The following is a 23,176-nucleotide window of genomic DNA, read 5'->3' as shown; positions in this document are numbered from 1 at the left end:
GCCACATTAGGTACTTAGCTATCCTTTCTTATTTTATAAAAAAAGAGGTGTAAATCATGCCACAGTTTTTTCTAAATAAACGACTGATTATATTGCTCGTCAGCATGATTATTCTCGTGGCATTGATTGGTTTTTCTATACGGGATAGAAAGCAACTCACTTGGCCAGAGCAGTTTATGAAGGACACGACCGGATTTGTACAAAGCCTTGTTTCTAAGCCTGCCAATTATGTTGCTGGCTTTTTCGAAAATTTAAATGATTTGCAGAATACATATAATGAAAATAAGGAACTAAAGAAACGTGTTGACAAGATTGCCTCACTTGAAGCTGAGGTGCAGCTACTAGAGAAGGAAAATAAAAAGCTAAATGATGTTTTAGGCAAAAAGGAAACTCTACGAGACTATGACCCTACCCAAGCTACTGTTATTGCACGGAATCCAGATCGTTGGAACGAACAAGTGATTATTAATAAAGGTAGTGTGAACGGAATCGAGAAAAAAATGGCGGTCGTTACGGCAAGTGGATTGATAGGCAAAGTTAATTCGGTTAACAAGTTTACCTCTACCGTACAGCTATTAAGTGCAAACGATTCTAAGAACCGGATATCTGCGGTGATTTTGGGAGGCGAACAGGAAGTCCATGGCCTTATCATGGGGTATGACGAGAAAAAGAAATTACTTTTGTTAAAACAGATCCCAGCTGATGCCAAAGTGGCTAAGAAACAAAACGTGGTTACCTCCGGATTAGGTGGTATTTTCCCAGAGGGTCTTCCAATCGGTAAGGTTGTTAAAGTGGTTCCAGACGAATATGGATTAACGCAAACTGCTTATATAAAACCGGGTGCGGATTTTTATGATATTGAGAATGTCATGGTCATTCAAAGAAAAATGGCACAGCCGCAAAGCTCTGATATGGTAGATGATAAGGGGGAGGAGCTGTGAGAAGAGTTCTTCTTCCCGTATTATTCACAGGCTGCTTCATTTTTGAAAGTATTTTTATCGAACTCATGCCGGCTAAGTTTTTTAGTGGTCAGCATATCCTAGTCCCGCATTTGTTAATAATGGCGATTTTATTTCTGACGATTTATGGTAACAGAAATCTTGGGATTTTATATGGATTCATCTTTGGATTGCTTTTTGATGTAGTTTATACAGAAGTAGTGGGGATTTATTTATTTATGTTCCCAGTCATCGCTTATTTGATCTCTAAAATAATGAAAGTTCTTCAAACAAACCTCATTATCGTATCTATTGTCACTCTTCTTGGCGTTGGCCTCCTTGAGATTGGTGTGTATGAAATGAACTTTTTAATACATAGGACCACCATGGGATTTCCAAGTTTTTTCGGGAACCGATTAGTGCCAACGCTTGTTTTGAATCTCATTTTTATCATTTTGGTGGCTTATCCTTTAAAGAGACAATTTGAAAAATTAGCAGATCAGTTGCGAAATGAATAGTTTTTTGTCGCGAAAAAACAAATCTAATCAGCGTAATTAAAAAGGATTTTTCAGATTCCTGTCGAATTCTTTTTATCATTGAGGTGAACATTCTACCATGAAAAAAATGCAAAATGTAACCATTAAAGGAACTAAAGACGGAATAATACTGCATCTCGATGACTCATGCTCTTACGATGAGCTAAAAAAAGAACTGGATCAGAAGCTCTCAGCTAATTCTCGTATAAATGAGGATCAGCCCCTCACTTCAGTGAAAGTGCAAATGGGAAATCGCCTTTTAACAGAAAAACAAAATGAAGAGATTAAAGACCTCATTCGACAAAAAAAGAATCTAGTTGTTGATGAAATTGTCAGCAATGTTATTACAATTGAAGAAGCAAAAAGGAAAAAAGCTGAATCAGAGATTAAATCAGTTAACCGGATCATTCGCTCAGGTCAAGTACTTGAGGTTCCTGGTGATTTATTACTTGTTGGTGATGTTAATCCTGGTGGTACGATTAAAGCGGGTGGTAATATATTTGTGATGGGAACCCTAAAAGGAATTGCCCATGCCGGATGCTTTGGAGATGACCAAGCCGTTATTACTGCTTCAATCATGAAGCCATCGCAACTTCGCATTAGCGATTGTATCAATAGATCACCCGATCAATTTGCCGAAACAGAAGAGCGTTTGTTAGAGTGTGCTTTTATTGATGATAACCGACAAATTGTCGTTGATAGAATACAAGTTTTAATGCATCTTAGACCAAATTTAACAAGATTGGAAGGGGGACTTTAATATGGGAGAAGCAATAGTCATTACTTCTGGAAAAGGTGGAGTTGGGAAAACCACCACATCTGCGAACTTAGGGACTGCTCTGGCTTTGCAAGGAAAACGTGTGTGTTTAGTCGATACCGATATCGGCCTCCGAAACTTAGATGTTGTAATGGGGCTTGAAAATCGTATTATTTATGATTTAGTTGATGTAATCCAAGGTCGATGTAAAATTCATCAGGCGCTTGTTAAGGATAAGAGGTTTGAGGATCTGCTTTATTTATTGCCTGCAGCCCAGACACTTGATAAAACAGCGGTGACACCCGAACAAATGAAGAAACTAATCACTGAACTGAAGCAGGACTATGATTATATTGTAATAGACTGTCCAGCAGGTATCGAGCATGGCTATCAAAATGCCGTTGCCGGAGCTGATCGGGCGATTGTCGTTACCACTCCGGAAGTGTCTGCTGTTCGCGATGCAGATCGGATTATTGGACTGTTAGAGAAAGAAGAAAATATGGAAGCGCCGAAATTAGTCATCAATCGTATTCGTAACCATTTAATGAAAAACGGGGATATGCTTGACGTTGATGAAGTTACGGCACATTTGTCTATTGATTTAATTGGTATTGTGGCAGATGATGATGAAGTAATAAAAGCTTCTAATCACGGCGAACCGATTGCACTAAATCCAAATAGCAAGGCATCAATCGCTTATCGCAACATTGCCAGAAGAATTTTAGGGGAGTCTATCCCATTACAATCTCTTGAGGCTGATGAAAAAGGTGTTTTTACAAAAATTAAGCGTTTCTTTGGTGCAAAATAATTACTGCCTGTTTTCGATTTCTTCATCGAAGACGGGCATTTTTTGTTTTTTACAAAATAATAAATTTCAATACTGTGGATTGCTTTAACAAGGATGGACTCGGCCAGCCCCATTCTTATCGTGAGTTTGCGCTTTTGTTCATTTAGGCATACTCTCAACTGTCATTTCATAAACTTGTACAAATGTTTTATAGAAATGGTGGGGTGAATATGCGTTCTAGAGCGGATGATGTCCGAAAAAGAATAGAGAATAGAAAAAAAGGTCGGGAGAGGCAGGCAAGTCAGGTTCACAAACGTTTGTTGACCGTTGATGATGAAGAAAAGCATGGCTTTGACCGGCTACCAACCTATGAATCAGGACCTAACGAAGAAAACCATCCCCTTTTTCGCAAGGAAGTTTTTCTTTTAAAATTGCTAACATCAGCATGTTTAGTTCTGGTCATGGCTATTTTGTTTCGAAATCACGCAGCTTCATTGGATCCTGCCCGAGCCTTTGTCAAACAATCGCTCGATAAGGATTTTCAATTTGCGGCTGTCTCAAATTGGTATGAAGGAAAGTTTGGCAAACCTTTAGCGTTATTTCCAGTATCAGATAAGAAGGACACCACTAATGTTGCAACTGGTCAGCACTATGCTTTACCCGCTTCAGGGAAAATATTGGAGGATTTTGATGTGAGTGGCCAACGCATTACGATTGAAACGCCAAAAGATGCTGCAGTTGAGGCAATGAATGAAGGAATTATTCGTTTTGTCGGCGAAAAGGATGGTTTCGGAAAAACGGTGATCATTCAGCATGCTGACAAAAGTGAGTCATGGTATGGAAATTTAAACAATATTTCTGTCAGTCTTTATGAATATATTGAAAAAGGTAAAAAGGTTGGGACAGTCACCAACACTGAATCAGGTGCTAAAGGGGCGTTCTATTTTGCGATAAAAAAGGATGAAAATTTTGTTGATCCGATCCAGGTGATTCAATTTGAATAAGCTGTTTGAATTGCTAAAACAAGTTAATGTTCACCCGCTCCTATGGCTTGTCATAGCACTGGCAGTTTTGACGGCACGATTTTTAGAATTGTCGATGTTGTTGATAATTATCTTTATTCATGAATTGGGACATGCGGTGGCAGCTTCTGTTTTTTCATGGAGAATAAAAAAAATTACACTCCTACCATTTGGTGGTGTGGCGGAGATGGATGAACATGGTAACCGTCCTTTGTTTGAGGAAGCAATCGTCATATTGGCAGGTCCTTTCCAACATATCTGGTTGATCGGAGGTGCTTTTTGTTTTTATGAACTTTCCTGGCTTAGTCCTGAACACTATAAATTGTTCCTCTCTTATAATATGATGGTTTTGCTATTTAATTTGTTACCAATCTGGCCATTGGATGGGGGAAAACTTGTGTTTTTGCTGTTGTCATACTACAAATCCTTTCCTATCGCGCATCGAATGACCATTCTGGTATCACTAGTCTGTATGGTCCTGTTTGCCGGTTTCACTATAGTGCTCATGCCAAATAATTTAAACGTGTGGATAATCCTCGCCTTTTTATTATTTTCCCTTTATCATGAGTGGAAGCAGCATCGCTTTATTTTTATGCGTTTTTTACTGGAGCGCTATTATGGGAAAAGGAGCGACCTGCGCGTGTTAAGACCGCTTAAGGTTGCCGAAGATGAACTGGTTGTGCATGTCCTCGAACGGTTTTGTCGAGGCTGTAAGCATCCCATCATTATCGAAGAAAACGGAAAAGAAAAAGCCATTCTCGATGAAAATGAAATATTGCATGCCGTGTTTGCGGAAAAATTGTTAACAGCCAAAATTCGTGATTTACTTTACACATACTAATCGTTCTGACGAAAAAGAGAGGCAAACCATTGAAAAAACTAATTGTAAATCATGCTTTAACGGAAAAACGTTTTGCATTGGTTAGTGAAACCAGCGTTGAAAAAATAGTCATTGAACAGCCGCAACAGCAGTCATCGGTTGGCAGCATTTATTTAGGGACAGTTACCAAGGTTCTCCCTGGAATGAATGCTGTCTTTGTTGATATTGGTGAAGAAAAAAATGGATATCTGCAACGTGAAAAACTTTCTAGGTATGTTTTATCGAAAGATTCAGGTGAAGTAAAAAGAAATAAGTCTGTATCGGCATTTTCTTTTCAAGGAGAGAAATTATTGGTTCAAGTCGAAAAGGACGAAACCGGCACAAAAGGTCCAAGATTGACAGGAATCATAGAACTTTATGGTGAGTCGGTGATCCTGTTACCAAAAGGAAGGTCCGTTTCGGTTTCAAGAAAAATTCCTGACAAATTGGAAAGACAAGCATGGGAGAAAATGGCCACTCGTATCAAAACAGAAGAGGAAGGCCTTATTATCCGAACTTCTGCCCAAGGGCAATCGGAACAGAAAGTTAGCACAGAAATTGAGGAACTTCGGAAACAATTTGCTGACTTGATAAAGGCTTCTGAGCAACGAAAAAAACCAGGCATTCTCGTAAAAAGGGATTTATTTTTAGCTCAAATTGAGAAGGAATGTCGAATCCTTACTTCAGGAGAAGTTCTAGTAGATGACCTAGGGCTAAAACAAAGGCTTGAAAAGTTCGTGCGAGAGAATGTCACTGTAACCTACTATCAGGGGAAAGAGAATATATTCCATGTTCATCATATTGAACATGAGATTGAGCAAGCCTTACATAGGAATGTTGAGTTGGAAAATGGCGCCTATTTGGTAATAGACCAGACCGAGGCACTCACTGTAATTGATGTAAATACCGGGAAATTTTCTGGAAAGAATCATTTAGCAGAAACTGTCGTTAAGACCAATTTGGTTGCGGCAGTGGAGGTAGCCAAACAATTACGCTTGCGAGACATCGGCGGAATCATCTTAATCGATTTTATTGATATGAAAAATGAACAGGATCGCATGCAAGTTCAAAAAACATTAGAAATAGAGCTAAGTAAGGACGAGAAGCAATCTAAGGTGATAAGTTTCACTGCTTTGGGCATTCTGCAGCTAACGCGAAAGAAGACGAAACAAGCCTTGTCAGAAGCCTTGACGGTAGCCTGTCTGGTGTGTGAAGGGAGTGGACGGGTCCTTAGCCCAGAAACAGTAGCGTTCCGGCTTGAGAGGGAGCTGTGGGAACATCGTTTTACTGACAATGAAGCGGTTTGGATTGAAACAACGGAAGAAGTTCGTTCTGTCTTTTCTGGGGAAAATAACGTTCATCTATTCCGTTTTCAAGAACTGCTAGGTTTGACCATTTTTCTCACGCTTCAATCAAGTGCCAAACCTTTTTATCTTATTCGGCAATTTGGCAAGGTCCAGGAGCTTAAGGCGAGAATCCAGCTGTAATCACCTTTTTATCTGTAAGGCTGTGTTAAAGCTCATCGTTGTTTAGTAACGATGTTGATTGGAGCGGAAGGTGCGAGACTCCTGCGGGATTAGCGGGACAGGTGAGACCCCACAGGCGCTTTAGCGCCGAGGAGGCTCACCGCCCGCCCCGCGGAAAGCGAGCATCCTGGAGCGGAAATCAACAGACAAGTTTAACAGAGCTATCTGTAAAAATAGTAGGGTGGTATCCTTTGCCTATCAAGATTTTCTGTTGACATGATTAGGATAATTATGATAGGATTCTAATGTTATGTTTATAGCACACCGCACATAACAGGTACTAAGTTTTTGCTTTAATTAGCAATCCCCTGTAATGGCGAGTCTTAATCTATAAGGAGGTGCAAGTTATGTACGCAATTATCGAAACTGGCGGTAAGCAAATTAAAGTAGAAGCAGGTCAAGCTGTTTATATTGAAAAGCTTAACGCAGAAGCAGGCGAAACAGTTACTTTTGACAAGGTTCTTTTCGTTGGCGGCGAAACTGTAAAAGTGGGTAGCCCTGTTGTTGAAGGCGCAACTGTTACAGCTAAAGTTGAAAAACAAGGTCGTCAAAAGAAAATCATCGTTTTCAAGTACAAGTCAAAGAAAAATTATCGTAAAAAGCAAGGTCATCGTCAACCATACACAAAAGTTGTGATTGAAGCAATCAACGCGTAAGGTTTAATACGATGATTCGAATTAAGATTAATCGTACTGAATCCGGAAAAATTCATATGTTTTCAATGAGTGGACATGCCAATTTTGCTGATCACGGCGAGGATATCGTTTGTGCAGGAGCATCCGCAGTTTCCTTTGGTACCCTTAATGCTATCGAAGTGTTAACTGGCTTCGTACCAGAGGTTGACCTAGGAAAAGATGGCTTTCTCCGATGTGTATTCCCAGACAATCTAGCAGAGGATATACAAGAGAAGGTTCAATTGCTTCTTGAAGCAATGGTTGTTTCATTGAAAACAATTGAAAGAGAGTACGGAAAGCATATAAAAATAACCTTCAAAAAGTAGGAGGTGGAATAAATGTTAAGATTAGATCTTCAGTTTTTCGCTTCTAAAAAGGGAGTAGGTTCTACTAGAAACGGTCGTGATTCACAATCTAAGCGCCTTGGTGCTAAGCGTGCTGATGGCCAATTCGTTAGTGGTGGATCTATCCTTTATCGTCAACGTGGTACAAAGATTTATCCAGGTACAAACGTTGGTCGTGGTGGCGATGATACTCTATATGCAAAAGTTGACGGAGTCGTTAAATTTGAGCGTGTAGGACGCGACAAAAAACAAGTAAGTGTTTATCCTGTAGCACAAGAAGCGTAAGCTTTTTAACAGTGAACTCTAACCGTTTCGGTTAGAGTTTTCTTTTTTATTGTCTTTGTTAAACTAGAATGTTGATCTCCGTTCCAGGCACTTGCTTTCCGCGGGGCGGGCGGTGAGCCTCCTCGGCGCTAAAGCGCCTGTGGGGTCTCACCTGTCCCGCTGCTCCCGCAGGAGTCTTCGTGCCTTCCACTCCAATCAACATTGGGAAAAAAATCAACATTGAGCTTTATCACAGCCTTTTTATTAACTTTATTAGAGCTCCAGTCAATATGTCTTTAGCCGCGTAATTCCGCTTTTTTTGCTAAATTCTTCTTTTTTCGTTACGCAAAGTCTGTTTTTTGATATACTATCAGCAAGTAGCCTTATGATGCTAATATGACTATTTAGGAGTGCAGGTATGAGAAAAGACTGGAGTACCGTCGAAGTCCTTGCACATGCACGGCACGACTGGTTGAATAAAATACAATTAATTAAAGGTAATCTCGCTTTAAACAAAATAGAGCGTGTCAAACAAATTATCGATGAAATTGTAATCGAGACAAAACAAGAGGCAAAATTGTCGAACCTTAAAATTCCTCGTTTTGCATCATTACTACTTACAGCCAACTGGGAAGCACACTCCTTTCAGCTTGAGTATGAAGTGGTCCATGAATCTGGCGTTATCTTAAGCTTGGATGATCATCTTCTCTCCGAATGGACAAGTTCATTTTTTGAATGCTTACATACAGCAGTTGATGAAATTCATGAAAATAACCTTGCAGTTTCCGTTGAAACACAAAAAAATGGAATTCGTTTCTTTTTTGATTTTAGCGGAATAATAAAGGATAAGAACAAGTTACAACAGTTTCTAGACGCAAATCATAACAACCAACTTACGATAAAGGTATTGGAATTCTCTCAACAGGAACTTGCATTAGATACTTTTATGCCATTTAGATAGGAATGGTTATGAAAAGAGAGATTCTCGTCTTGAAAGAAAATTTGTTTTGTACTTAGTACAGACGGGAGGAACAAAAATGTTCGTCGATCAGGTGAAAATTTATGTAAAAGGCGGAGACGGCGGGAACGGAATGGTTGCATTCCGCCGTGAAAAATATGTCCCTAAAGGTGGTACAGCTGGTGGGGATGGTGGAAAAGGCGGGGACGTTGTCTTTGAAGTAGAAGAAGGCTTACGTACGCTAATGGATTTCCGCTACCAACGCCATTTTAAAGCACCACGTGGTGAACACGGGATGTCTAAAAATATGCACGGGAGAAACTCTAAGGATCTCATCGTGAAAGTACCACCGGGAACAGTCGTGTCAGATGAGGATACAGGCGAGGTCATCGGTGATTTAACGATGCACGGACAAAGAGCCATCATTGCAAAAGGCGGTAGAGGTGGTAGAGGAAACTCAAGATTTGCTACGCCATCTAATCCGGCACCAGAACTTTCCGAAAATGGTGAACCAGGCCGTGAACGAAACATCATGTTAGAGCTGAAGCTTTTGGCTGATGTAGGCTTAGTAGGTTATCCAAGTGTTGGTAAGTCAACACTTCTATCGGTTGTCTCTTCAGCGAGACCAAAAATTGCCGAATACCATTTTACAACGATTGTCCCAAATTTGGGAATGGTTGAAACGGAAGATGGCAGAAGTTTTGTATTAGCGGATCTTCCAGGATTAATTGAAGGGGCCCATTCTGGTGTTGGCCTTGGACATCAATTTTTACGTCATATTGAAAGAACTCGTGTCATTGTGCATGTCATTGATATGGCAGCAACAGAGGGGCGGGATCCCTACGAAGATTATCTATCAATCAATAAAGAATTGGCACAATACAATTTACGCTTAATGGAACGTCCACAGATTATCGTTGCTAACAAAATGGACATGCCAGGGGCAGAAGAGAATTTGAAGGTCTTCAAAGAGAAGCTAAATGATGAATATCCGGTCTATCCTATTTCAGCTATTTCTAGAAAAGGATTACGTGATTTGTTGTTTGAGATTGCCGATAAAATCGAACAGACTCCTGAATTCCCGCTAATAGAGGAGAAAGAGGAAGAGGAAGTTGGCCTCCATCGCGTTGTTTATAAACATGAAGCGGAGCAAGATGAATTCTTGATTACTCGTGAGTCGGACGGAACCTTCGTAATTTCTGGGGAAAAAGTCGAAAGATTGTTTAAAATGACTGATTTTTCAAGAGACGAATCAGTTCAGCGATTTGCACGTCAACTTCGTAGTATGGGAATTGACGAAGCGCTCCGTCAAAAAGGTGCGAAAGATGGAGATGCGGTTCAGTTGTTAAACTACGAATTCGAGTTTATTGAATAGACCTACGCAATTACGGGGTGGAGAAATGAGACATGATAAATTCGATAAAAAATTCTTTTTAGTTCGTGAAGACGTTCTGCCTGAGGCGATGAAAAAAACTCTGGAAGCAAAAGAGATGATTGAAAGAGGCAAAGCGGAATCAGTTTGGGACGCCGTAAATCGTGTCGATTTAAGCCGTAGTGCATTTTATAAATATCGTGACACGGTGTTTCCATTCCATACGATTGTGAAAGAAAGACTTATTACATTATTTTTTCAACTGGAAGACCGCTCTGGGACTTTATCAAAACTCCTGGAAGTTGTCGCTGTTTCCGGTTGTAATGTGTTAACCATTCACCAAACGATTCCGATTCAAGGCAGAGCAAACGTTACACTTTCGTTAAATGTTGCAACAATGGGGATTGACCTTGATGAGTTGCTTACACAACTTAAGCGGCTTGAATTTGTAGAAAAAGTTGAGGTGTTGGGATCTGGGGCATAGATGAATCTATGTCCTTAGATTTCAACCCGATTTTTATTGGGGGAGAAATCGTGAAGGTAGGATATTTGGGTCCGAAGGCGACCTTTACAGATATTGCAGTTCGTAAAATGTTTCCTGAATACACAGGAGTACCGTATTTAACCATTCCAGAATGTATGGATGCGGTTGTTTTAGGTGAAGTGGATCTTGCAGTTGTTCCGTTGGAAAATGCACTTGAGGGTTCGGTTAATATAACCTTGGATTATTTAGTTCATGAAGTGGACCTGCCTATTCTTGGAGAAATTAATGTGCCGATTCGTCAGCATTTCATGGTTCATCCTGATCATAAGGATACCTGGAAAGAGACCAATCGGATCTTAAGCCACACACATGCCATTGCTCAGTGCCATAAATTTTTACACTCAGAATTTAAAGGTGTATTTTGCGAAAATACGACTTCAACGGCTGCAGCTGCACAGTATATTCAGCAGCATCCTGAAATAAAAGCAGCAGCAATTGCCAATGATTTGGCTGCAGAGGAATACGGTCTAACCATCGTAAAACCAGACATTCACGATATATCATTCAATCATACCCGATTTATCATTTTGGCAAAAAAAACTTTAGCATTGTCTGAGGATCATCCGCATTTTCATGGTTATAAAACTACGATTATGGTGACCCTCCCTGCTGATCATCCAGGTGTTCTCCATCAAGTATTATCAGCATTTGCTTGGCGTAAGCTTAATTTATCTAAAATTGAGTCTCGTCCAATGAAGACGGGGTTAGGAAATTATTTCTTCATTATCGATATTGAGATGAAGGTTGATGATGTGTTAATTCCTGGTGCGATGCAAGAGCTTGAAGCTGTAGGCTGTAATGTAACCTTACTAGGAAGCTATCCTTCCTATAACCTAAAGTAGGCTAGAAATAAAAGGGTTTCGTCCATTTGATGTGGACGAAACCCTTTTGTTTTTTTTGCTGTGTTAAAGTAGAATGTTGATTTCCGCTCCAGGATGCTCGCTTTCCGCGGGGCGGGCGGTGAGCCTCCTCGGCGCTAAAGCACCTGTGGGGTTCACCTGTCCCGCTGCTCCCGCAGGAGTCTCGCACCTTCCGCTCCAATCAACATTGTGCATAAAATCAACATTGAGCTTTAACACAGCCATCTTTTTTAAAAGTAAGGAAGTATAAAACTTTGAACTAGAGAACTGTTTAGCTCCATCGCCCTTGCGGCTAGATTGCTTGCGCTTTTCTTATTCTATTAAGAAATTAGCCATTTCTAGGGCTTGAACCGCATCATCTAAAATCTTTTCAGATGGGGCGGAAATGGTGTGAAGATGGATTCCATTCGTTAGTTCAGATAAATAGGTTGCTTTCGTCATCCTAATTTTATCCATAAAGTGCTTTACATCCTTCCGATTGGCCACCATAATTGAAGCGGTTAAATCGCCATAAACAGGATGCTCGATCTTGACATCTCTTACCGTGACTCCATGATCGACCAGAATGATTAATTCTTCTTCTGTTCGGTCCGGGGGATGATTGCACGCTATCGTACGTTCATAAATGGAAGAGGAAGTAGGTTGTTTTAAATAAATATACCCTTGGCTAGTAGCGATAATCGGCTCTCGTTTTGCTTTTAAAATGGTAATATCGCCAACAATTACTTGTCTGCTTACCTTCGTTTTGGAGGCAAACTCACTTCCTGTAATGGGGACACTACTTTCTTTTAACATTTGTAAAAGAAAAGCTCGTCGTTCTTCTCCTAAAATCTTTTTTTGTTCTTTCATATTTGTACCCACCTTACCCCTGATGATTAAAAATTTTACCATACTTTCACCACTACATTAAGTAGGACCTCCGATAAAAAGTAATGAAAAAATAGTTATCACATATTATTTATTGAAAATGCATAAATATTTTTTGTGGATTGTTAGCAATTTGCCCACTTCAACATACAATGTATGGACTTATGCCACCTTAGGAGGGGAATCGTGTGAAGATCCATATCGTACAGAAAGGGGATACTCTTTGGAAAATCGCCAAGAAGTACGGCGTGAATTTTGAAGAGCTGAAAAAAATGAATTCCCAGCTCAGTAACCCGGATATGATAATGCCTGGTATGAAAATAAAAGTTCCAACCACAGGGGGAACCATAAAAAAAGAAGCCCCGTATGGAGGAGCACCGGCAACTAAAATCAGTATGGGTGCTAAAAAGGAAATGCCAATCAAAGAGCAGCCATTTGTGAAAGAACAACCAATGCAAATGCCAATCAAGGAAGCGCCAATCGCCATGCCGATTAAAGAGGCTCCAATAAAAGAGATGCCAATAAAAGAGATGCCAATTAAAGAAGCACCAATTGCACCTTACGTCCCAAAAATGCCGCAGCCTATCATTCCGGAAATTGACATCAATAATTACTACATGATGAATATGGCCAATATCCAACAACCACCACCACCACCACCGCAGCCACAATTGCCGCCTAAACCAGTGAATATTCTCCCAGTAGTCAAAGAAGAATGCCCTGAAGTACCCGTACAAATGCCAATACAAGGAGGTTGCGAACAGCCTATGTATCCATGTCCGCCATATATATATCCAATTTCACCGGTTTTGCCAGGATCAGGTTTGCCATGTCCGCCTTATCCGCAAGTTGCACCTTGTCCGCCAGTCCAAGGACCTATGCCAGGATACTATGGCATGCCTGGAGTAGAAGGTTCTGCATTTGTGCCACATGTGCATGATGAGTCTTCATCATTTATGCCAAATGCGCCAGTTCAAGGTTTTTCTGAAGCACAAGGGTTCCAACCACCAGGTGGATATCCTGCTGCGTATCCACAAGCAGCGCCATTTGCACAAGCAGCGCCATTTGCGCAAGCACCATATGGTTATCCTTCCTATCCACAAGGACCGACCGTACCCGTTTCACCAGTCTTACCGGGATCTGGCGTACCATATGGACAAATCCCATACGGCCAGACCCCTTATGGATATGGGTACCCAGAAAGAATGTATCCACAAATGCAAGGGCAAACACCTGTTTTTCCACAATATCAGGCTGAGTCAGCCGATATGATGCCATATCAACAAACACAAGGATTACCGACACAATACACAACTCCACCGCCTTTTGCAGGAAAAGCAGATTGTGGTTGCGGTGGACCGAAAGCACATGTTAGTGGAGGGGTCCCGTATCAAGGTATACCACAGTTTGTACAGGGAACACCCCCATATTCACAGGGACTAAACCCATATCCACCAGGAGTAGCGCCAGGGCAACCAGGTGTAGTAAATCCATATCCGCAAGGGATCTCACCTGTTCAAACAGGAACATCATTTTATCCGCAAGGAGGCGTTCCGTATCAGCAAGGGAATGTCCCAATTGAAACAGGGGGACCATCATATCCTCAATGGTCACCAGCTTTTGAGCAAGGAGGTGTCCCTATCCAGCAAGGTATGATGCCACAGGGCTATCCACTCCCTCAAGGCCAAATCTATTCGCCCCCATACGCTCAACAAGGCCTGTATATGAGTCCTTACGGAACTGGTCAAATGGGTGGAAGTCCAACTTCGATGCCTAGACAAAGCGATGAAAGCAGTGAGTATGAAGCATAAAAATGGTGGAGACGATTTGATTACCAATCGTCTCCTCAACATTTTAAAAAAGAGCGTTCCTTTTAAAGTCAACGAAATAAAACAAATACGTAAACATGTTTATTTTGTTAAAACAGATCATAAACCGTATATTTTAAAGGGATATTCTTCCTTACAGCGCTTATATCTACAAGAAGCCTTTACTGAGTCTTTAAAAGCTGAGGGTTTTCATCATTCCTATTCATATTACAGAATATTAGAAACACCCATCTATTTTAACCAAAAATATTTTGGGTGGATTGAATACATCGAGCCCCATCGCGACCGTTTTTCGTATCAATCTTCAAGTGATCGAAAAGAAGGGATACGATTACTTAATCGCTTTCACCGTACGACCAAGAGATTGGCTAAATCGTATGAGATGATGTTACCTCGTATAAATTTATATGAAAAATGGTATGAAAGAAGTAGTCGCTTCCAAAAACATATCCCCCTTTTACGGCACTATTTAAAAGATCAAATGATTAACGAGTTAATGGAATGGTCAAAAATTTCATTAGAGGGATTGAAAAATGAAAATCTTAATTTTGGAAATGATGATCTACAACCGGTCATCCTACACGGTGATGTTGCCCACCATAATTATTTAAAGTCAAAATCGGGAAACTTATACTTAATTGATTTTGATTTAATTTCGATTGGAAATGAAGGTTCTGACCTGCTCCAGTATGCGAACAGAATTTTTCCATTCATTAATTGGTCCATGCATGAATTATCAAAATATGAACACATTAATAAATATTTAAATAACCGGGCGTTTTTACTAGCATTGATGTATCCTACTGATATTTTTCGTGAATGGACTAGAATTATTAAGGATAAGACCTACCAATCGCCTGAAAAAATACTTCCTGTCATGGAACTAACGGTTGATCAATTTCATTTAAGAAGACAATTGATAAAAGACCTAAAAAATGTGGTAAAATAACTTGGAAATATTGTACTCGAAAGGAAGTATTAACAGATGGAGCAAGTCATTGAAAAATTGGTGCAATGGTTACAGCAAAAGGTGAAAGAGTCAGGTACGAATGGGGCAATTGTTGGGGTAAGTGGTGGAATTGATTCAGCAGTTGTAACCCACTTAATAAAAAGGGCATTTCCTAATGATTCCGTTGGATTAATTATGCCAACTAAAAGTAATCCTAAAGACAGGGAAGATGCATTAAAAGTAATTGAAAGCTGTGGGATTAAGCATTTTACTGTTGAATTAACAGAAACTCATAATACATTATTTTCGGAAATTGAATCTCAGTTAAAAGAAACGGGAGATTGGAATGAAGAAAAGTCAAAATTAGGCGATGCAAACACAAGAGCTCGTTTACGTATGACCACTTTGTATGCAGTTGCTAATAATTTTGGTTATTTAGTGGTGGGGACAGATAACGCTGCTGAGTGGCATACTGGATACTTCACAAAATATGGTGACGGTGGAGTAGACTTAGTGCCCCTCGTTCATTTTACGAAAGGGGAAGTGCGCGAGCTTGCTAAAGCTTTAGGTGTGCCTGATGAGGTAATTAATAAGGCTCCAAGTGCTGGTCTTTGGGAAGGTCAAACGGATGAGAATGAAATGGGTACAACATATAATATGATTGATCGGTATTTAAAAGGGGAAGAAATTCCTGAAAAGGATCAAAAAATTATTGATCGACTGCATGCTGTGTCAGAGCATAAACGCAATCTAGCGGCTGCACCTCCAAAATTTTAACTGGACTTATCTTACAGAATGAAACAACCCTCTCACACACAAGCTAAAAATGAGCTAAAGGCTCAATAGCCGCGAGGGGGTTTTTCGCTTGAATAAAAAATCATTACTTTTACCGATTGCTGGCTTTATCTCAATAGCACTAGCAGGCTGTAGCAATAATGGTGAGTCTGCGGGGCAGGCACGACATGTGCAAAAAACACAGCCACTCGGATATTATTCAAATGAAAAGCATCATAATGGCAATGCTCGTATTCTTGATGATAATGACGGTCCTGTAACAGAAATAATGGATCATTCCTTTGGCTCTGAGGGGAAATATGAGCGCAACCAGGAAAGTCGAATTCTTCAAGTTAGAGATGAAAATGGTAATCCTGAAAATCCAACTAAGCCGTTAGCGACAAAGGATCGAAACTTTTTTCAAAAGGACAATCGTTATAGTACAAGCGATGTCAATTACCACGGACATCTAGATGGAAAACAAAGAAAGCTTCGAAGTACGAATGACACAGTTTATGAAGTAAGACTTGCTGATAAAATTGATGGCGTCGCTGCAACAATTCCAAATGTCCAAGATGTCCATTGCGTTGTTTATAAAAACAATGTTCTGGTGGCTGTGGATGTAGCGGATGTTAGTAAAGAAGCGCAAACTAGACAAAAAGTGCTTCAAGCAGTTCAGCCTTATTTAAAAGGGCGTTCGGTAAACATAGTAACCGATGAAGCAACCTTCAGTAGAATTCGCGATATCGAGAATAACATTCGTGGTGGCAGGCTTCGAGACGGGATCGATATGAATATCAGAGATATTTTCGACTCGGTAAATAATCAGTCACGATAAACTTGGGTTGAATGTAGAGCACCAGGGATGAGCTTTAGGTCTAGTAAAAAACACCAAGGCCAATCAACGGCTTTGGTGTTTGATTTTGTTAGTGATAATCAACCGGTACCTCTGGACTACTTTTTATTCAAATTATACATTCGGAATAGTAAAATATCTTTGTTTATCGAACATTGCCAAAAACTTGACATTTTTGATTAGATTTTATGGAGACTAATAATTAACCAGTATTCTGATGTAGATGGATAATTTCCAAATAAATGGTCATTATAACATTGTCATGGATTGAAGTTTTCCGTTTTCCTATTTTTAAAAGAGGTGGTCATTTATGAATGCCAGAATGTCCGTACTAAGTGCAGTTGCAGCCAGCTTCCTGCTTGTTTTTTTTCATGAGTCAATTGGGTGCGCAGAAGGGAAGGCGGTATCTAGACATGAGGCAGAGATTCAGAGAGTAAAGGTAATTTTACAAAGAGTCTATTTAGATGGAGATTTAGGTGAGGAAATCGTAATGGAATCTGTTTTAACAAAACAGGAAATTCAAGAAAAATACAAACAGTGGCAATTAATTGAACAGCAAGGGAATATATTGATTTTCCGAAACCAAGTAGATGATATTTCCCCGCTACTTAAAGCAAATGGATACTTTGGGATCACCAAAGAAGGCACGCTCACCATTTTTAATGGGAGACCCAAACATTCAAAAGTAATCCACTCATTTTTTCAGATTGATGTGGGTAAGCTTGAGAGTAGAAAAAAACAGCAGTTAAAAAGAGGGATTCCTGTTAAGTCCAAGAATCGTTACCAGCAAGTATTGGAGACATTTAAGCCGTATTCAAAATTTGAATAGAGAAATAAAAAGGACCGGTTTCAATAAAACCGGTCCTTACTAATTATTTTTGAATGGCTGTAACAACATATGTATTATCTTTAAGTTCAACTGTATAAGTTACATTATCTTTTGTTTTAACTGTGGCTTTATTTGCATCGCCTTCGACCGTTACATCATCCTTTGTTGTATCTAAGATTGGTTTTGCAAAGAAAGGATCAGCCTTAACGATTGTTTGACCATCAGTTGTTTTTTGATCTGTTACGTAGTAAGTATAAATTTCTTTTGCAATATCTGCACTGTAATATTTTGATAAAAAGGCTTCTGCAGCAGCCTCATCAGCAAAAGTGGATGTAAGGACTGGTGTTGTTTCATCAGCAGCCATTTCCTTTGCAAATACTTCGTTTACTTTTCCTTCAGCAATACGAACAGCATTATACATTTTTGATTTTACTTGATCGGTTAATTCGGAAGTTTTCTCTGTTGCCTTTTTCTCTGTAGTAGTTTTAGAAGTATCATCTTTGGTAGATGAGCAACCTGCTACAGCAAACATTAATGTGAAGATAGTTAAGAATGCTAATAATCTTTTCATCTGTATTGGCCTCCAGTGAGAATTGGAATAATTTTACGACTTTATTATTATAGAATAGAAATTTATACAGTTGCAACATTTTTATTCATTCCTGCAAAAGTGTTATGATACAATGAGGATTAATGCAATAGCTAGACAATAGAGGAGCGAAGGCACTTGTTTGAATACATAAAGGGAACCATTGACTTTGTGGGTCCCGAGTACATCGTCATTGACAACCAAGGAATTGGTTATCAGGTGATTACTCCGAATCCATTTATTTTCTCAAAACAATTAGGGACTGAGGTCCGTATTTATACCTATCATTATGTTCGTGAGGATATCATGGCACTTTATGGTTTCCAGGCGCGCCAAGAAAAAACTCTTTTTACGAAACTATTAAATGTCTCGGGGATTGGCCCAAAAGGAGCACTAGCCATTTTAGCATCTGGGAACCCTGAGCAGGTGATTTATGCTATTGAAAGTGAGGATGAAGCCTTCCTTATCAAATTCCCTGGTGTTGGTAAAAAAACGGCAAGACAAATGATCTTAGATTTAAAGGGCAAATTACAATCAGTTGTTCCTGAAATATTTCCAGACCTTTTCACTGAAGATGCCAGTAGCTTTGATAGACATACCTTAGCAGATTGGGAAGAAGCCTCATTAGCGCTTAAAGCTCTTGGATATTCTGAAAAAGAAATAAGAAAAATTTCCCCAGAGCTTCAGAAAGAAAAGCTCACGACAGACCAATATATTAAGAAGGCGTTACAAAAGCTATTAAGATAGCCATTGTTGCACCTTATTTTCGCATGCAATTCATAAAGTCGCCATATAGAATGATTTAATAGGATAAACGGAGGTGATGGAACCATGGAAGAACGACTTATTTCGGGTGAAGCGGATTACCAAGACGAATCATATGAGCAAAGCTTACGACCACAAACCTTAAACCAATATATTGGACAAGATAAAATAAAGGCCAACCTTGATATATTTATTAAGGCGGCAAAGCTTCGGCAGGAGACGCTCGATCATGTTTTATTATATGGCCCTCCAGGACTGGGGAAGACGACACTAGCGACGATTATTGCTAATGAAATGGGTGTAAATATCCGTACGACTTCAGGACCAGCAATTGAACGACCTGGTGATTTAGCGGCAATCTTAACGGCACTTGAGCCAGGTGATGTCTTGTTTATTGATGAAATCCACAGATTACAAAGATCAATCGAAGAGATTTTGTATCCAGCAATGGAGGATTTTTGTTTGGATATTGTGATTGGGAAGGGTCCAAGTGCTAGGTCAGTTCGGTTGGATTTGCCTCCGTTTACCTTGGTGGGGGCGACCACTCGTGCAGGTTCAATTTCTGCGCCATTACGAGATCGCTTTGGGGTGCTAGGTAGATTGGAGTTTTATACAGTTGAGGATCTTGCCAATATTGTAACAAGAACGGCAGAAATTTTAGAAACAAAAATAGATCCGTTCGCTGCCTCAGAGATTGCCAAAAGATCGCGTGGAACACCAAGGATTGCCAATCGCTTGCTTAGAAGGGTTCGAGATTTCGCTCAAGTAGATGGTAATGGAGAAGTGGATTTTCATCTCGCAAATGAATCGCTTGAGCGATTGCAGGTGGACCGTTTAGGTCTTGATCATATTGACCATAAATTACTTAAAGGGATTATTGAAAGATTCCGTGGTGGACCAGTAGGGTTGGATACAATTGCAGCTTCAATTGGTGAAGAGTCGCAAACGATTGAAGATGTTTACGAACCCTATTTATTGCAGATTGGTTTTCTGCAAAGAACACCAAGAGGACGAGTGGTGACCGATTTAGTTTATCGCCATTTTAATATGGAAACACCTGAAATGTAACGATAAATATGAATATGAACGTAACAGGTAAAGAAGGGTGAAGGATGAAAGTAGATTTGTTTGATTTTGATTTACCGGAAGAATTGATTGCACAAGTTCCACTTGTCAATCGTTCCGACAGTAGACTTATGATTTTAAATAAGCAAACCGGAGAAATAAAACATGAAATTTTTAAAGATATTACCGATCATTTCCAAGCAGGAGATTGTCTTGTCTTAAATGATACAAAAGTCCTTCCAGCCCGATTATTTGGTTCAAAAGAAGAAACTGGAGCCAATGTTGAGGTATTGTTGTTAAAGCAAGTCGAAGGGGATCGTTGGGAAACCCTTGTCAAACCAGCAAAACGGATAAAGGAAGGTACGAAAATTACCTTTGGAGACGGACGCCTTACTGCTATATGTGTCGGGACTTCGGATCACGGCGGAAGAACCCTTGATTTTGGGTATGATGGTATTTTTTATGAGGTACTCGATACATTGGGAGAGATGCCGTTGCCACCTTATATTAAAGAGCAATTAGAGGATCGGGATCGCTATCAAACCGTTTTTGCACGAGAGCGTGGCTCGGCAGCAGCACCAACGGCAGGTCTTCATTTTACAGAAAGCCTTTTAAACGAATTAAGGGACAAAGGTGTTGATATTGCGTTTATCACTTTGCATGTTGGACTTGGAACATTCCGGCCTGTTAGTGTAAATGATATAAACGAGCACGAAATGCATGCTGAGTTTTACCAAATGACTGAGGAAACAGCTCAATTATTGAACAGGGTAAGAGATCAGGGAGGCCGGATTATTTCTGTTGGTACAACCTCGACGCGGACGCTTGAAACCATTGCCTCAGCGCATGACGGGAAGTTTGCCCAAGCTAGTGGCTGGACCAATATTTTCATTTATCCAGGCTATCAATTTAAGGCAATTGATGGGATGATTACTAACTTTCATTTACCTAAATCAACATTAATTATGCTGATTAGTGCATTGGCGGGGCGAGAGAATGTCCTGCGTGCCTACGAAAAAGCTGTTGCTGAAAAATACCGATTTTTCAGCTTCGGTGATGCAATGTTAATCGTTTAACTGAAAAAAAGGAGGACAGAATTAATTGTCTGCGATAACCTATGAATTAATTAAAACATGTAAACAAACAGGAGCACGACTTGGGCGTGTCCATACACCGCATGGTTCTTTTGATACACCTGCATTTATGCCGGTTGGGACATTAGCTACTGTCAAAACCATGTCTCCCGAAGACATTAAATCGATGGGAGCAGGAATTATTTTGAGTAACACCTATCATTTATGGCTCCGACCAGGAAATGAAATTGTCAAAGAAGCTGGTGGACTGCATAAATTTATGAACTGGGACCGGGCAATTTTGACGGATTCAGGAGGTTTTCAGGTCTTTAGTTTAAGTGATTTTCGCAAGATCGAAGAGGAAGGCGTTCACTTCCGAAATCATTTAAACGGTGATAAATTATTTTTATCACCTGAGAAAGCAATGCAAATTCAAAATGATCTTGGTTCTGATATTATGATGGCTTTTGATGAATGTCCGCCGTTTCCAGCCACATTTGAGTACATGAAGAAGTCGGTTGAAAGAACCTCAAGATGGGCCGAGCGTTGCTTAACAGGTCACCAACGACCAAATGATCAAGGCTTGTTCGGAATCGTCCAAGGGGGCGAATACGAAGAACTAAGGAAATTGAGTGCAAAAGACCTAGTTTCTTTAGATTTCCCTGGTTACGCAATCGGGGGGCTTTCGGTTGGGGAACCAAAGGATGTCATGAATCGGGTCCTCGAGTTTACAACACCGTTATTGCCAACGGATAAACCAAGATATTTAATGGGGGTAGGCTCTCCTGATTCATTAATTGACGGAGCTATTCGTGGGATTGATATGTTTGACTGTGTGTTGCCAACGAGGATTGCTCGTAATGGGACGTTGATGACAAGCTCGGGTAGATTGGTTGTTAAAAATGCCAAATTTGCTCGTGATTTTGGGCCGATTGATGAGGAATGTGATTGTTACACTTGTAAAAATTACAGTCGCGCTTATATTCGTCATCTCATTCGATGTGACGAAACATTCGGAATACGGTTAACAACTTACCATAACTTATATTTTCTGTTAAAATTAATGGAGCAGGTCAGACAAGCTATTCGAGAAGACCGCTTAGGTGACTTTAAAGAAGAGTTTTTTGAAAAATACGGCTTCAATAAGCCTGATGCAAAAAACTTTTAACCTATATATTTACTTGAAAGGAGGGGAAAAGATGCAAGGAGGATTACTTGGAACAGTTGGTCCACTTATTCTAATGTTTGCTTTGTTTTACTTTTTATTGATTCGTCCTCAACAAAAGAAACAAAAATCAGTAGCACAAATGCAAAATGAGTTGAAAAAAGGGGACAAAATCGTTACGATTGGTGGTCTGCATGGTATTATTGATGCTTTAGACGAAGGAACTTTTGTCATTAAATGTGGCGATGGAAGCCGTCTTACATATGATCGTAATGCAGTACGCGAAGTAACAGAAAAACTCGAAGATAAAACGATTAAATAAATAAAAAGGAAGCAGACAAACGTTCTGCTTCCTTTTTACTTTTATACCGTCCTAGTTTTTGATGAGGTAAGATTCACTCCTAGAATGCCGCCCATCATGGCGATTAAGATGAAGCAGGTGTGGTAAATGAGCTGCTCTTTGTCAAATAAACTATTAAGCCCAAGATACTGAAAAAGGAATAAGATGATTGAGTTTAGTAATCCAGTGGCTCCCCCAAGCATCCAGCCTTTTTCCTTTCCTTTGCCTCCTGAAATAAAACCTCCAAGAAATAATGAAATAAAGGACACAGCCGTAATTACAACCTGTAAACTAGCTTCCTGAATAGAAGAAAATTTTAGAATGAAGGCAGAAATTAGGCTGCTTACAATGGCAATGATCAAAATTGTAGCTAATCCGTGTAATACGGCTAGACCGAATTGTTTAGATGTAATGTTCATCCACTCCTTCGAGAATGATCTAGCGCAACCGCCAAGCCCCGTTTCAACATCGATACCTGGACGCTTCCGCTTTTCTTAGTACAAACATATTCAGCTTATGAATGGAATAGAATCTAAAGTTTTGCTCGCCCTGCTGTTAATTGGAAATTTCTTCAACTCATGATTTTAGCTTGATTGCAAACACTAGAATGGGCTAAATTTTGAGAGGAAGGGAA

Annotated in this window: 27 protein-coding genes and 1 other annotated feature; of the genes, 24 read left to right on the top strand and 3 right to left on the bottom strand. The window is 39.9% G+C overall.

What is annotated here, in order from left to right:
- Positions 1-56: 56 nt before the first annotated feature.
- The 14 genes from mreC (at position 57) to pheA (ending at position 11,423) form a co-directional block, all read left to right on the top strand.
- On the top strand, positions 57-941 hold the full coding sequence (gene mreC / locus B1NLA3E_RS17295) for a rod shape-determining protein MreC (RefSeq protein WP_015595128.1): 885 nt from the start codon (positions 57-59) through the stop codon (positions 939-941).
- Entirely contained in the window at positions 938-1,456 is a 519-nt protein-coding gene (gene mreD / locus B1NLA3E_RS17290; protein ID WP_015595127.1) for a rod shape-determining protein MreD, read from the top strand. Before mreC ends, mreD begins: the two co-directional genes overlap by 4 nt.
- A 97-nt stretch (positions 1,457-1,553) precedes the next feature.
- Entirely contained in the window at positions 1,554-2,234 is a 681-nt protein-coding gene (gene minC, locus B1NLA3E_RS17285; protein ID WP_015595126.1) for a septum site-determining protein MinC, read from the top strand.
- Between the two features lies 1 nt (position 2,235).
- A complete protein-coding gene (gene minD, locus B1NLA3E_RS17280; protein WP_015595125.1) occupies positions 2,236-3,039 on the top strand; it encodes a septum site-determining protein MinD in 804 nt (267 codons plus the stop codon).
- 209 nt (positions 3,040-3,248) lie between these two features.
- On the top strand, positions 3,249-4,022 hold the full coding sequence (locus B1NLA3E_RS17275; protein ID WP_015595124.1) for a M23 family metallopeptidase: 774 nt from the start codon (positions 3,249-3,251) through the stop codon (positions 4,020-4,022).
- The gene (locus B1NLA3E_RS17270; protein WP_015595123.1) at positions 4,015-4,881 is read left to right on the top strand and encodes a M50 family metallopeptidase; all 867 of its coding nucleotides are present in this window, start codon (positions 4,015-4,017) and stop codon (positions 4,879-4,881) included. The genes B1NLA3E_RS17275 and B1NLA3E_RS17270 overlap by 8 nt, the downstream gene beginning before the upstream one ends.
- Before the next feature lie 29 nt (positions 4,882-4,910).
- Positions 4,911-6,386, top strand: a complete 1,476-nt coding sequence (locus tag B1NLA3E_RS17265; protein WP_015595122.1) for an Rne/Rng family ribonuclease — start codon at positions 4,911-4,913, stop codon at positions 6,384-6,386.
- A gap of 292 nt (positions 6,387-6,678) precedes the next feature.
- Positions 6,679-6,759: a sequence feature (ribosomal protein L21 leader region), on the top strand.
- A gap of 13 nt (positions 6,760-6,772) precedes the next feature.
- Entirely contained in the window at positions 6,773-7,081 is a 309-nt protein-coding gene (rplU, locus tag B1NLA3E_RS17260; RefSeq protein ID WP_015595121.1) for a 50S ribosomal protein L21, read from the top strand.
- Positions 7,082-7,092: 11 nt separating this feature from the next.
- The gene (locus B1NLA3E_RS17255) at positions 7,093-7,425 is read left to right on the top strand and encodes a ribosomal-processing cysteine protease Prp (RefSeq protein WP_015595120.1); all 333 of its coding nucleotides are present in this window, start codon (positions 7,093-7,095) and stop codon (positions 7,423-7,425) included.
- A 12-nt stretch (positions 7,426-7,437) separates the two neighbouring features.
- The gene (gene rpmA / locus B1NLA3E_RS17250) at positions 7,438-7,728 is read left to right on the top strand and encodes a 50S ribosomal protein L27 (protein WP_015595119.1); all 291 of its coding nucleotides are present in this window, start codon (positions 7,438-7,440) and stop codon (positions 7,726-7,728) included.
- 397 nt (positions 7,729-8,125) lie between these two features.
- Positions 8,126-8,668: a sporulation initiation phosphotransferase B gene (locus B1NLA3E_RS17245; RefSeq protein WP_015595118.1), complete on the top strand. Its 543-nt coding sequence runs from the start codon at positions 8,126-8,128 to the stop codon at positions 8,666-8,668.
- A 76-nt stretch (positions 8,669-8,744) separates the two neighbouring features.
- Positions 8,745-10,040: a GTPase ObgE gene (gene obgE, locus B1NLA3E_RS17240; RefSeq protein WP_015595117.1), complete on the top strand. Its 1,296-nt coding sequence runs from the start codon at positions 8,745-8,747 to the stop codon at positions 10,038-10,040.
- A 25-nt stretch (positions 10,041-10,065) separates the two neighbouring features.
- Positions 10,066-10,521: an ACT domain-containing protein gene (locus B1NLA3E_RS17235; protein ID WP_015595116.1), complete on the top strand. Its 456-nt coding sequence runs from the start codon at positions 10,066-10,068 to the stop codon at positions 10,519-10,521.
- 50 nt (positions 10,522-10,571) lie between these two features.
- The gene (gene pheA / locus B1NLA3E_RS17230; RefSeq protein WP_015595115.1) at positions 10,572-11,423 is read left to right on the top strand and encodes a prephenate dehydratase; all 852 of its coding nucleotides are present in this window, start codon (positions 10,572-10,574) and stop codon (positions 11,421-11,423) included.
- A 330-nt stretch (positions 11,424-11,753) separates the two neighbouring features.
- Here pheA and B1NLA3E_RS17225 read toward each other — a convergent pair whose 3' ends face one another.
- Positions 11,754-12,290, bottom strand: a complete 537-nt coding sequence (locus B1NLA3E_RS17225) for a transcription repressor NadR (RefSeq protein ID WP_015595114.1) — start codon at positions 12,288-12,290, stop codon at positions 11,754-11,756.
- A 206-nt stretch (positions 12,291-12,496) separates the two neighbouring features.
- Here B1NLA3E_RS17225 and safA point away from each other — a divergent pair, with 206 nt between their 5' ends.
- The 5 genes from safA (at position 12,497) to B1NLA3E_RS17200 (ending at position 17,545) form a co-directional block, all read left to right on the top strand.
- Positions 12,497-14,119 carry a SafA/ExsA family spore coat assembly protein gene (gene safA, locus B1NLA3E_RS23370; RefSeq protein ID WP_015595113.1) on the top strand — a complete coding sequence of 541 codons (1,623 nt, stop codon included), beginning with the start codon at positions 12,497-12,499 and terminating at the stop codon, positions 14,117-14,119.
- A complete protein-coding gene (locus tag B1NLA3E_RS17215) occupies positions 14,109-15,086 on the top strand; it encodes a phosphotransferase (protein ID WP_015595112.1) in 978 nt (325 codons plus the stop codon). Before safA ends, B1NLA3E_RS17215 begins: the two co-directional genes overlap by 11 nt.
- Positions 15,087-15,122: 36 nt before the next feature.
- Positions 15,123-15,863, top strand: coding sequence for an NAD(+) synthase (gene nadE / locus B1NLA3E_RS17210; protein ID WP_015595111.1), 741 nt, complete (start codon positions 15,123-15,125; stop codon positions 15,861-15,863).
- An 88-nt stretch (positions 15,864-15,951) separates the two neighbouring features.
- Entirely contained in the window at positions 15,952-16,698 is a 747-nt protein-coding gene (locus B1NLA3E_RS17205) for a YhcN/YlaJ family sporulation lipoprotein (RefSeq protein ID WP_015595110.1), read from the top strand.
- 328 nt (positions 16,699-17,026) lie between these two features.
- Positions 17,027-17,545, top strand: a complete 519-nt coding sequence (locus B1NLA3E_RS17200; RefSeq protein ID WP_015595109.1) for an intercompartmental signaling factor BofC — start codon at positions 17,027-17,029, stop codon at positions 17,543-17,545.
- A 43-nt stretch (positions 17,546-17,588) separates the two neighbouring features.
- On the opposite strand, the gene B1NLA3E_RS17195 is transcribed toward B1NLA3E_RS17200, so the two are convergent.
- The gene (locus B1NLA3E_RS17195; RefSeq protein WP_015595108.1) at positions 17,589-18,116 is read right to left on the bottom strand and encodes a hypothetical protein; all 528 of its coding nucleotides are present in this window, start codon (positions 18,114-18,116) and stop codon (positions 17,589-17,591) included.
- A gap of 156 nt (positions 18,117-18,272) precedes the next feature.
- Between B1NLA3E_RS17195 and ruvA the strand changes: the two genes are divergently transcribed.
- The 5 genes from ruvA (at position 18,273) to yajC (ending at position 22,524) form a co-directional block, all read left to right on the top strand.
- Positions 18,273-18,881, top strand: a complete 609-nt coding sequence (ruvA, locus tag B1NLA3E_RS17190; protein ID WP_015595107.1) for a Holliday junction branch migration protein RuvA — start codon at positions 18,273-18,275, stop codon at positions 18,879-18,881.
- A gap of 84 nt (positions 18,882-18,965) precedes the next feature.
- Positions 18,966-19,967 carry a Holliday junction branch migration DNA helicase RuvB gene (ruvB, locus tag B1NLA3E_RS17185; protein WP_015595106.1) on the top strand — a complete coding sequence of 334 codons (1,002 nt, stop codon included), beginning with the start codon at positions 18,966-18,968 and terminating at the stop codon, positions 19,965-19,967.
- Between the two features lie 44 nt (positions 19,968-20,011).
- Entirely contained in the window at positions 20,012-21,040 is a 1,029-nt protein-coding gene (gene queA / locus B1NLA3E_RS17180) for a tRNA preQ1(34) S-adenosylmethionine ribosyltransferase-isomerase QueA (protein WP_015595105.1), read from the top strand.
- A 25-nt stretch (positions 21,041-21,065) separates the two neighbouring features.
- Positions 21,066-22,205 carry a tRNA guanosine(34) transglycosylase Tgt gene (gene tgt / locus B1NLA3E_RS17175; protein WP_015595104.1) on the top strand — a complete coding sequence of 380 codons (1,140 nt, stop codon included), beginning with the start codon at positions 21,066-21,068 and terminating at the stop codon, positions 22,203-22,205.
- A gap of 31 nt (positions 22,206-22,236) precedes the next feature.
- Entirely contained in the window at positions 22,237-22,524 is a 288-nt protein-coding gene (yajC, locus tag B1NLA3E_RS17170) for a preprotein translocase subunit YajC (RefSeq protein WP_041580641.1), read from the top strand.
- A 41-nt stretch (positions 22,525-22,565) separates the two neighbouring features.
- Here the strand turns inward: yajC and B1NLA3E_RS17165 are convergent, their stop codons facing one another.
- Complete coding sequence (locus B1NLA3E_RS17165) at positions 22,566-22,961, bottom strand: TIGR04086 family membrane protein (RefSeq protein WP_015595102.1); 396 nt, start codon at positions 22,959-22,961, stop codon at positions 22,566-22,568.
- Between the last annotated feature and the right edge of the window lie 215 nt (positions 22,962-23,176).

The sequence above is a fragment of the Bacillus sp. 1NLA3E genome (assembly GCF_000242895.2).
Taxonomy (GTDB): Bacteria; Bacillota; Bacilli; order Bacillales; family Cytobacillaceae; genus Bacillus_BU.
The sequence above is the reverse complement of the archived record's forward strand: the minus strand, read 5'-3'. Positions and strand labels throughout refer to the sequence as shown.

Excerpts from the sequence above, each read along its gene's own strand:
- mreC (WP_015595128.1), top strand. The coding sequence starts at position 57 with ATGCCACAGTTTTTTCTAAATAAACGACTGATTATATTGCTCGTCAGC.
- minC (WP_015595126.1), top strand. The coding sequence starts at position 1,554 with ATGAAAAAAATGCAAAATGTAACCATTAAAGGAACTAAAGACGGAATA.
- minD (WP_015595125.1), top strand. The coding sequence starts at position 2,236 with ATGGGAGAAGCAATAGTCATTACTTCTGGAAAAGGTGGAGTTGGGAAA.
- B1NLA3E_RS17275 (WP_015595124.1), top strand. The coding sequence starts at position 3,249 with ATGCGTTCTAGAGCGGATGATGTCCGAAAAAGAATAGAGAATAGAAAA.
- rplU (WP_015595121.1), top strand. The coding sequence starts at position 6,773 with ATGTACGCAATTATCGAAACTGGCGGTAAGCAAATTAAAGTAGAAGCA.
- B1NLA3E_RS17255 (WP_015595120.1), top strand. The coding sequence starts at position 7,093 with ATGATTCGAATTAAGATTAATCGTACTGAATCCGGAAAAATTCATATG.
- rpmA (WP_015595119.1), top strand. The coding sequence starts at position 7,438 with ATGTTAAGATTAGATCTTCAGTTTTTCGCTTCTAAAAAGGGAGTAGGT.
- B1NLA3E_RS17245 (WP_015595118.1), top strand. The coding sequence starts at position 8,126 with ATGAGAAAAGACTGGAGTACCGTCGAAGTCCTTGCACATGCACGGCAC.
- obgE (WP_015595117.1), top strand. The coding sequence starts at position 8,745 with ATGTTCGTCGATCAGGTGAAAATTTATGTAAAAGGCGGAGACGGCGGG.
- B1NLA3E_RS17235 (WP_015595116.1), top strand. The coding sequence starts at position 10,066 with ATGAGACATGATAAATTCGATAAAAAATTCTTTTTAGTTCGTGAAGAC.
- B1NLA3E_RS17225 (WP_015595114.1), bottom strand. The coding sequence starts at position 12,290 with ATGAAAGAACAAAAAAAGATTTTAGGAGAAGAACGACGAGCTTTTCTT.
- B1NLA3E_RS17215 (WP_015595112.1), top strand. The coding sequence starts at position 14,109 with ATGAAGCATAAAAATGGTGGAGACGATTTGATTACCAATCGTCTCCTC.
- nadE (WP_015595111.1), top strand. The coding sequence starts at position 15,123 with ATGGAGCAAGTCATTGAAAAATTGGTGCAATGGTTACAGCAAAAGGTG.
- B1NLA3E_RS17200 (WP_015595109.1), top strand. The coding sequence starts at position 17,027 with ATGAATGCCAGAATGTCCGTACTAAGTGCAGTTGCAGCCAGCTTCCTG.
- B1NLA3E_RS17195 (WP_015595108.1), bottom strand. The coding sequence starts at position 18,116 with ATGAAAAGATTATTAGCATTCTTAACTATCTTCACATTAATGTTTGCT.
- ruvB (WP_015595106.1), top strand. The coding sequence starts at position 18,966 with ATGGAAGAACGACTTATTTCGGGTGAAGCGGATTACCAAGACGAATCA.
- queA (WP_015595105.1), top strand. The coding sequence starts at position 20,012 with ATGAAAGTAGATTTGTTTGATTTTGATTTACCGGAAGAATTGATTGCA.
- yajC (WP_041580641.1), top strand. The coding sequence starts at position 22,237 with ATGCAAGGAGGATTACTTGGAACAGTTGGTCCACTTATTCTAATGTTT.
- B1NLA3E_RS17165 (WP_015595102.1), bottom strand. The coding sequence starts at position 22,961 with ATGAACATTACATCTAAACAATTCGGTCTAGCCGTATTACACGGATTA.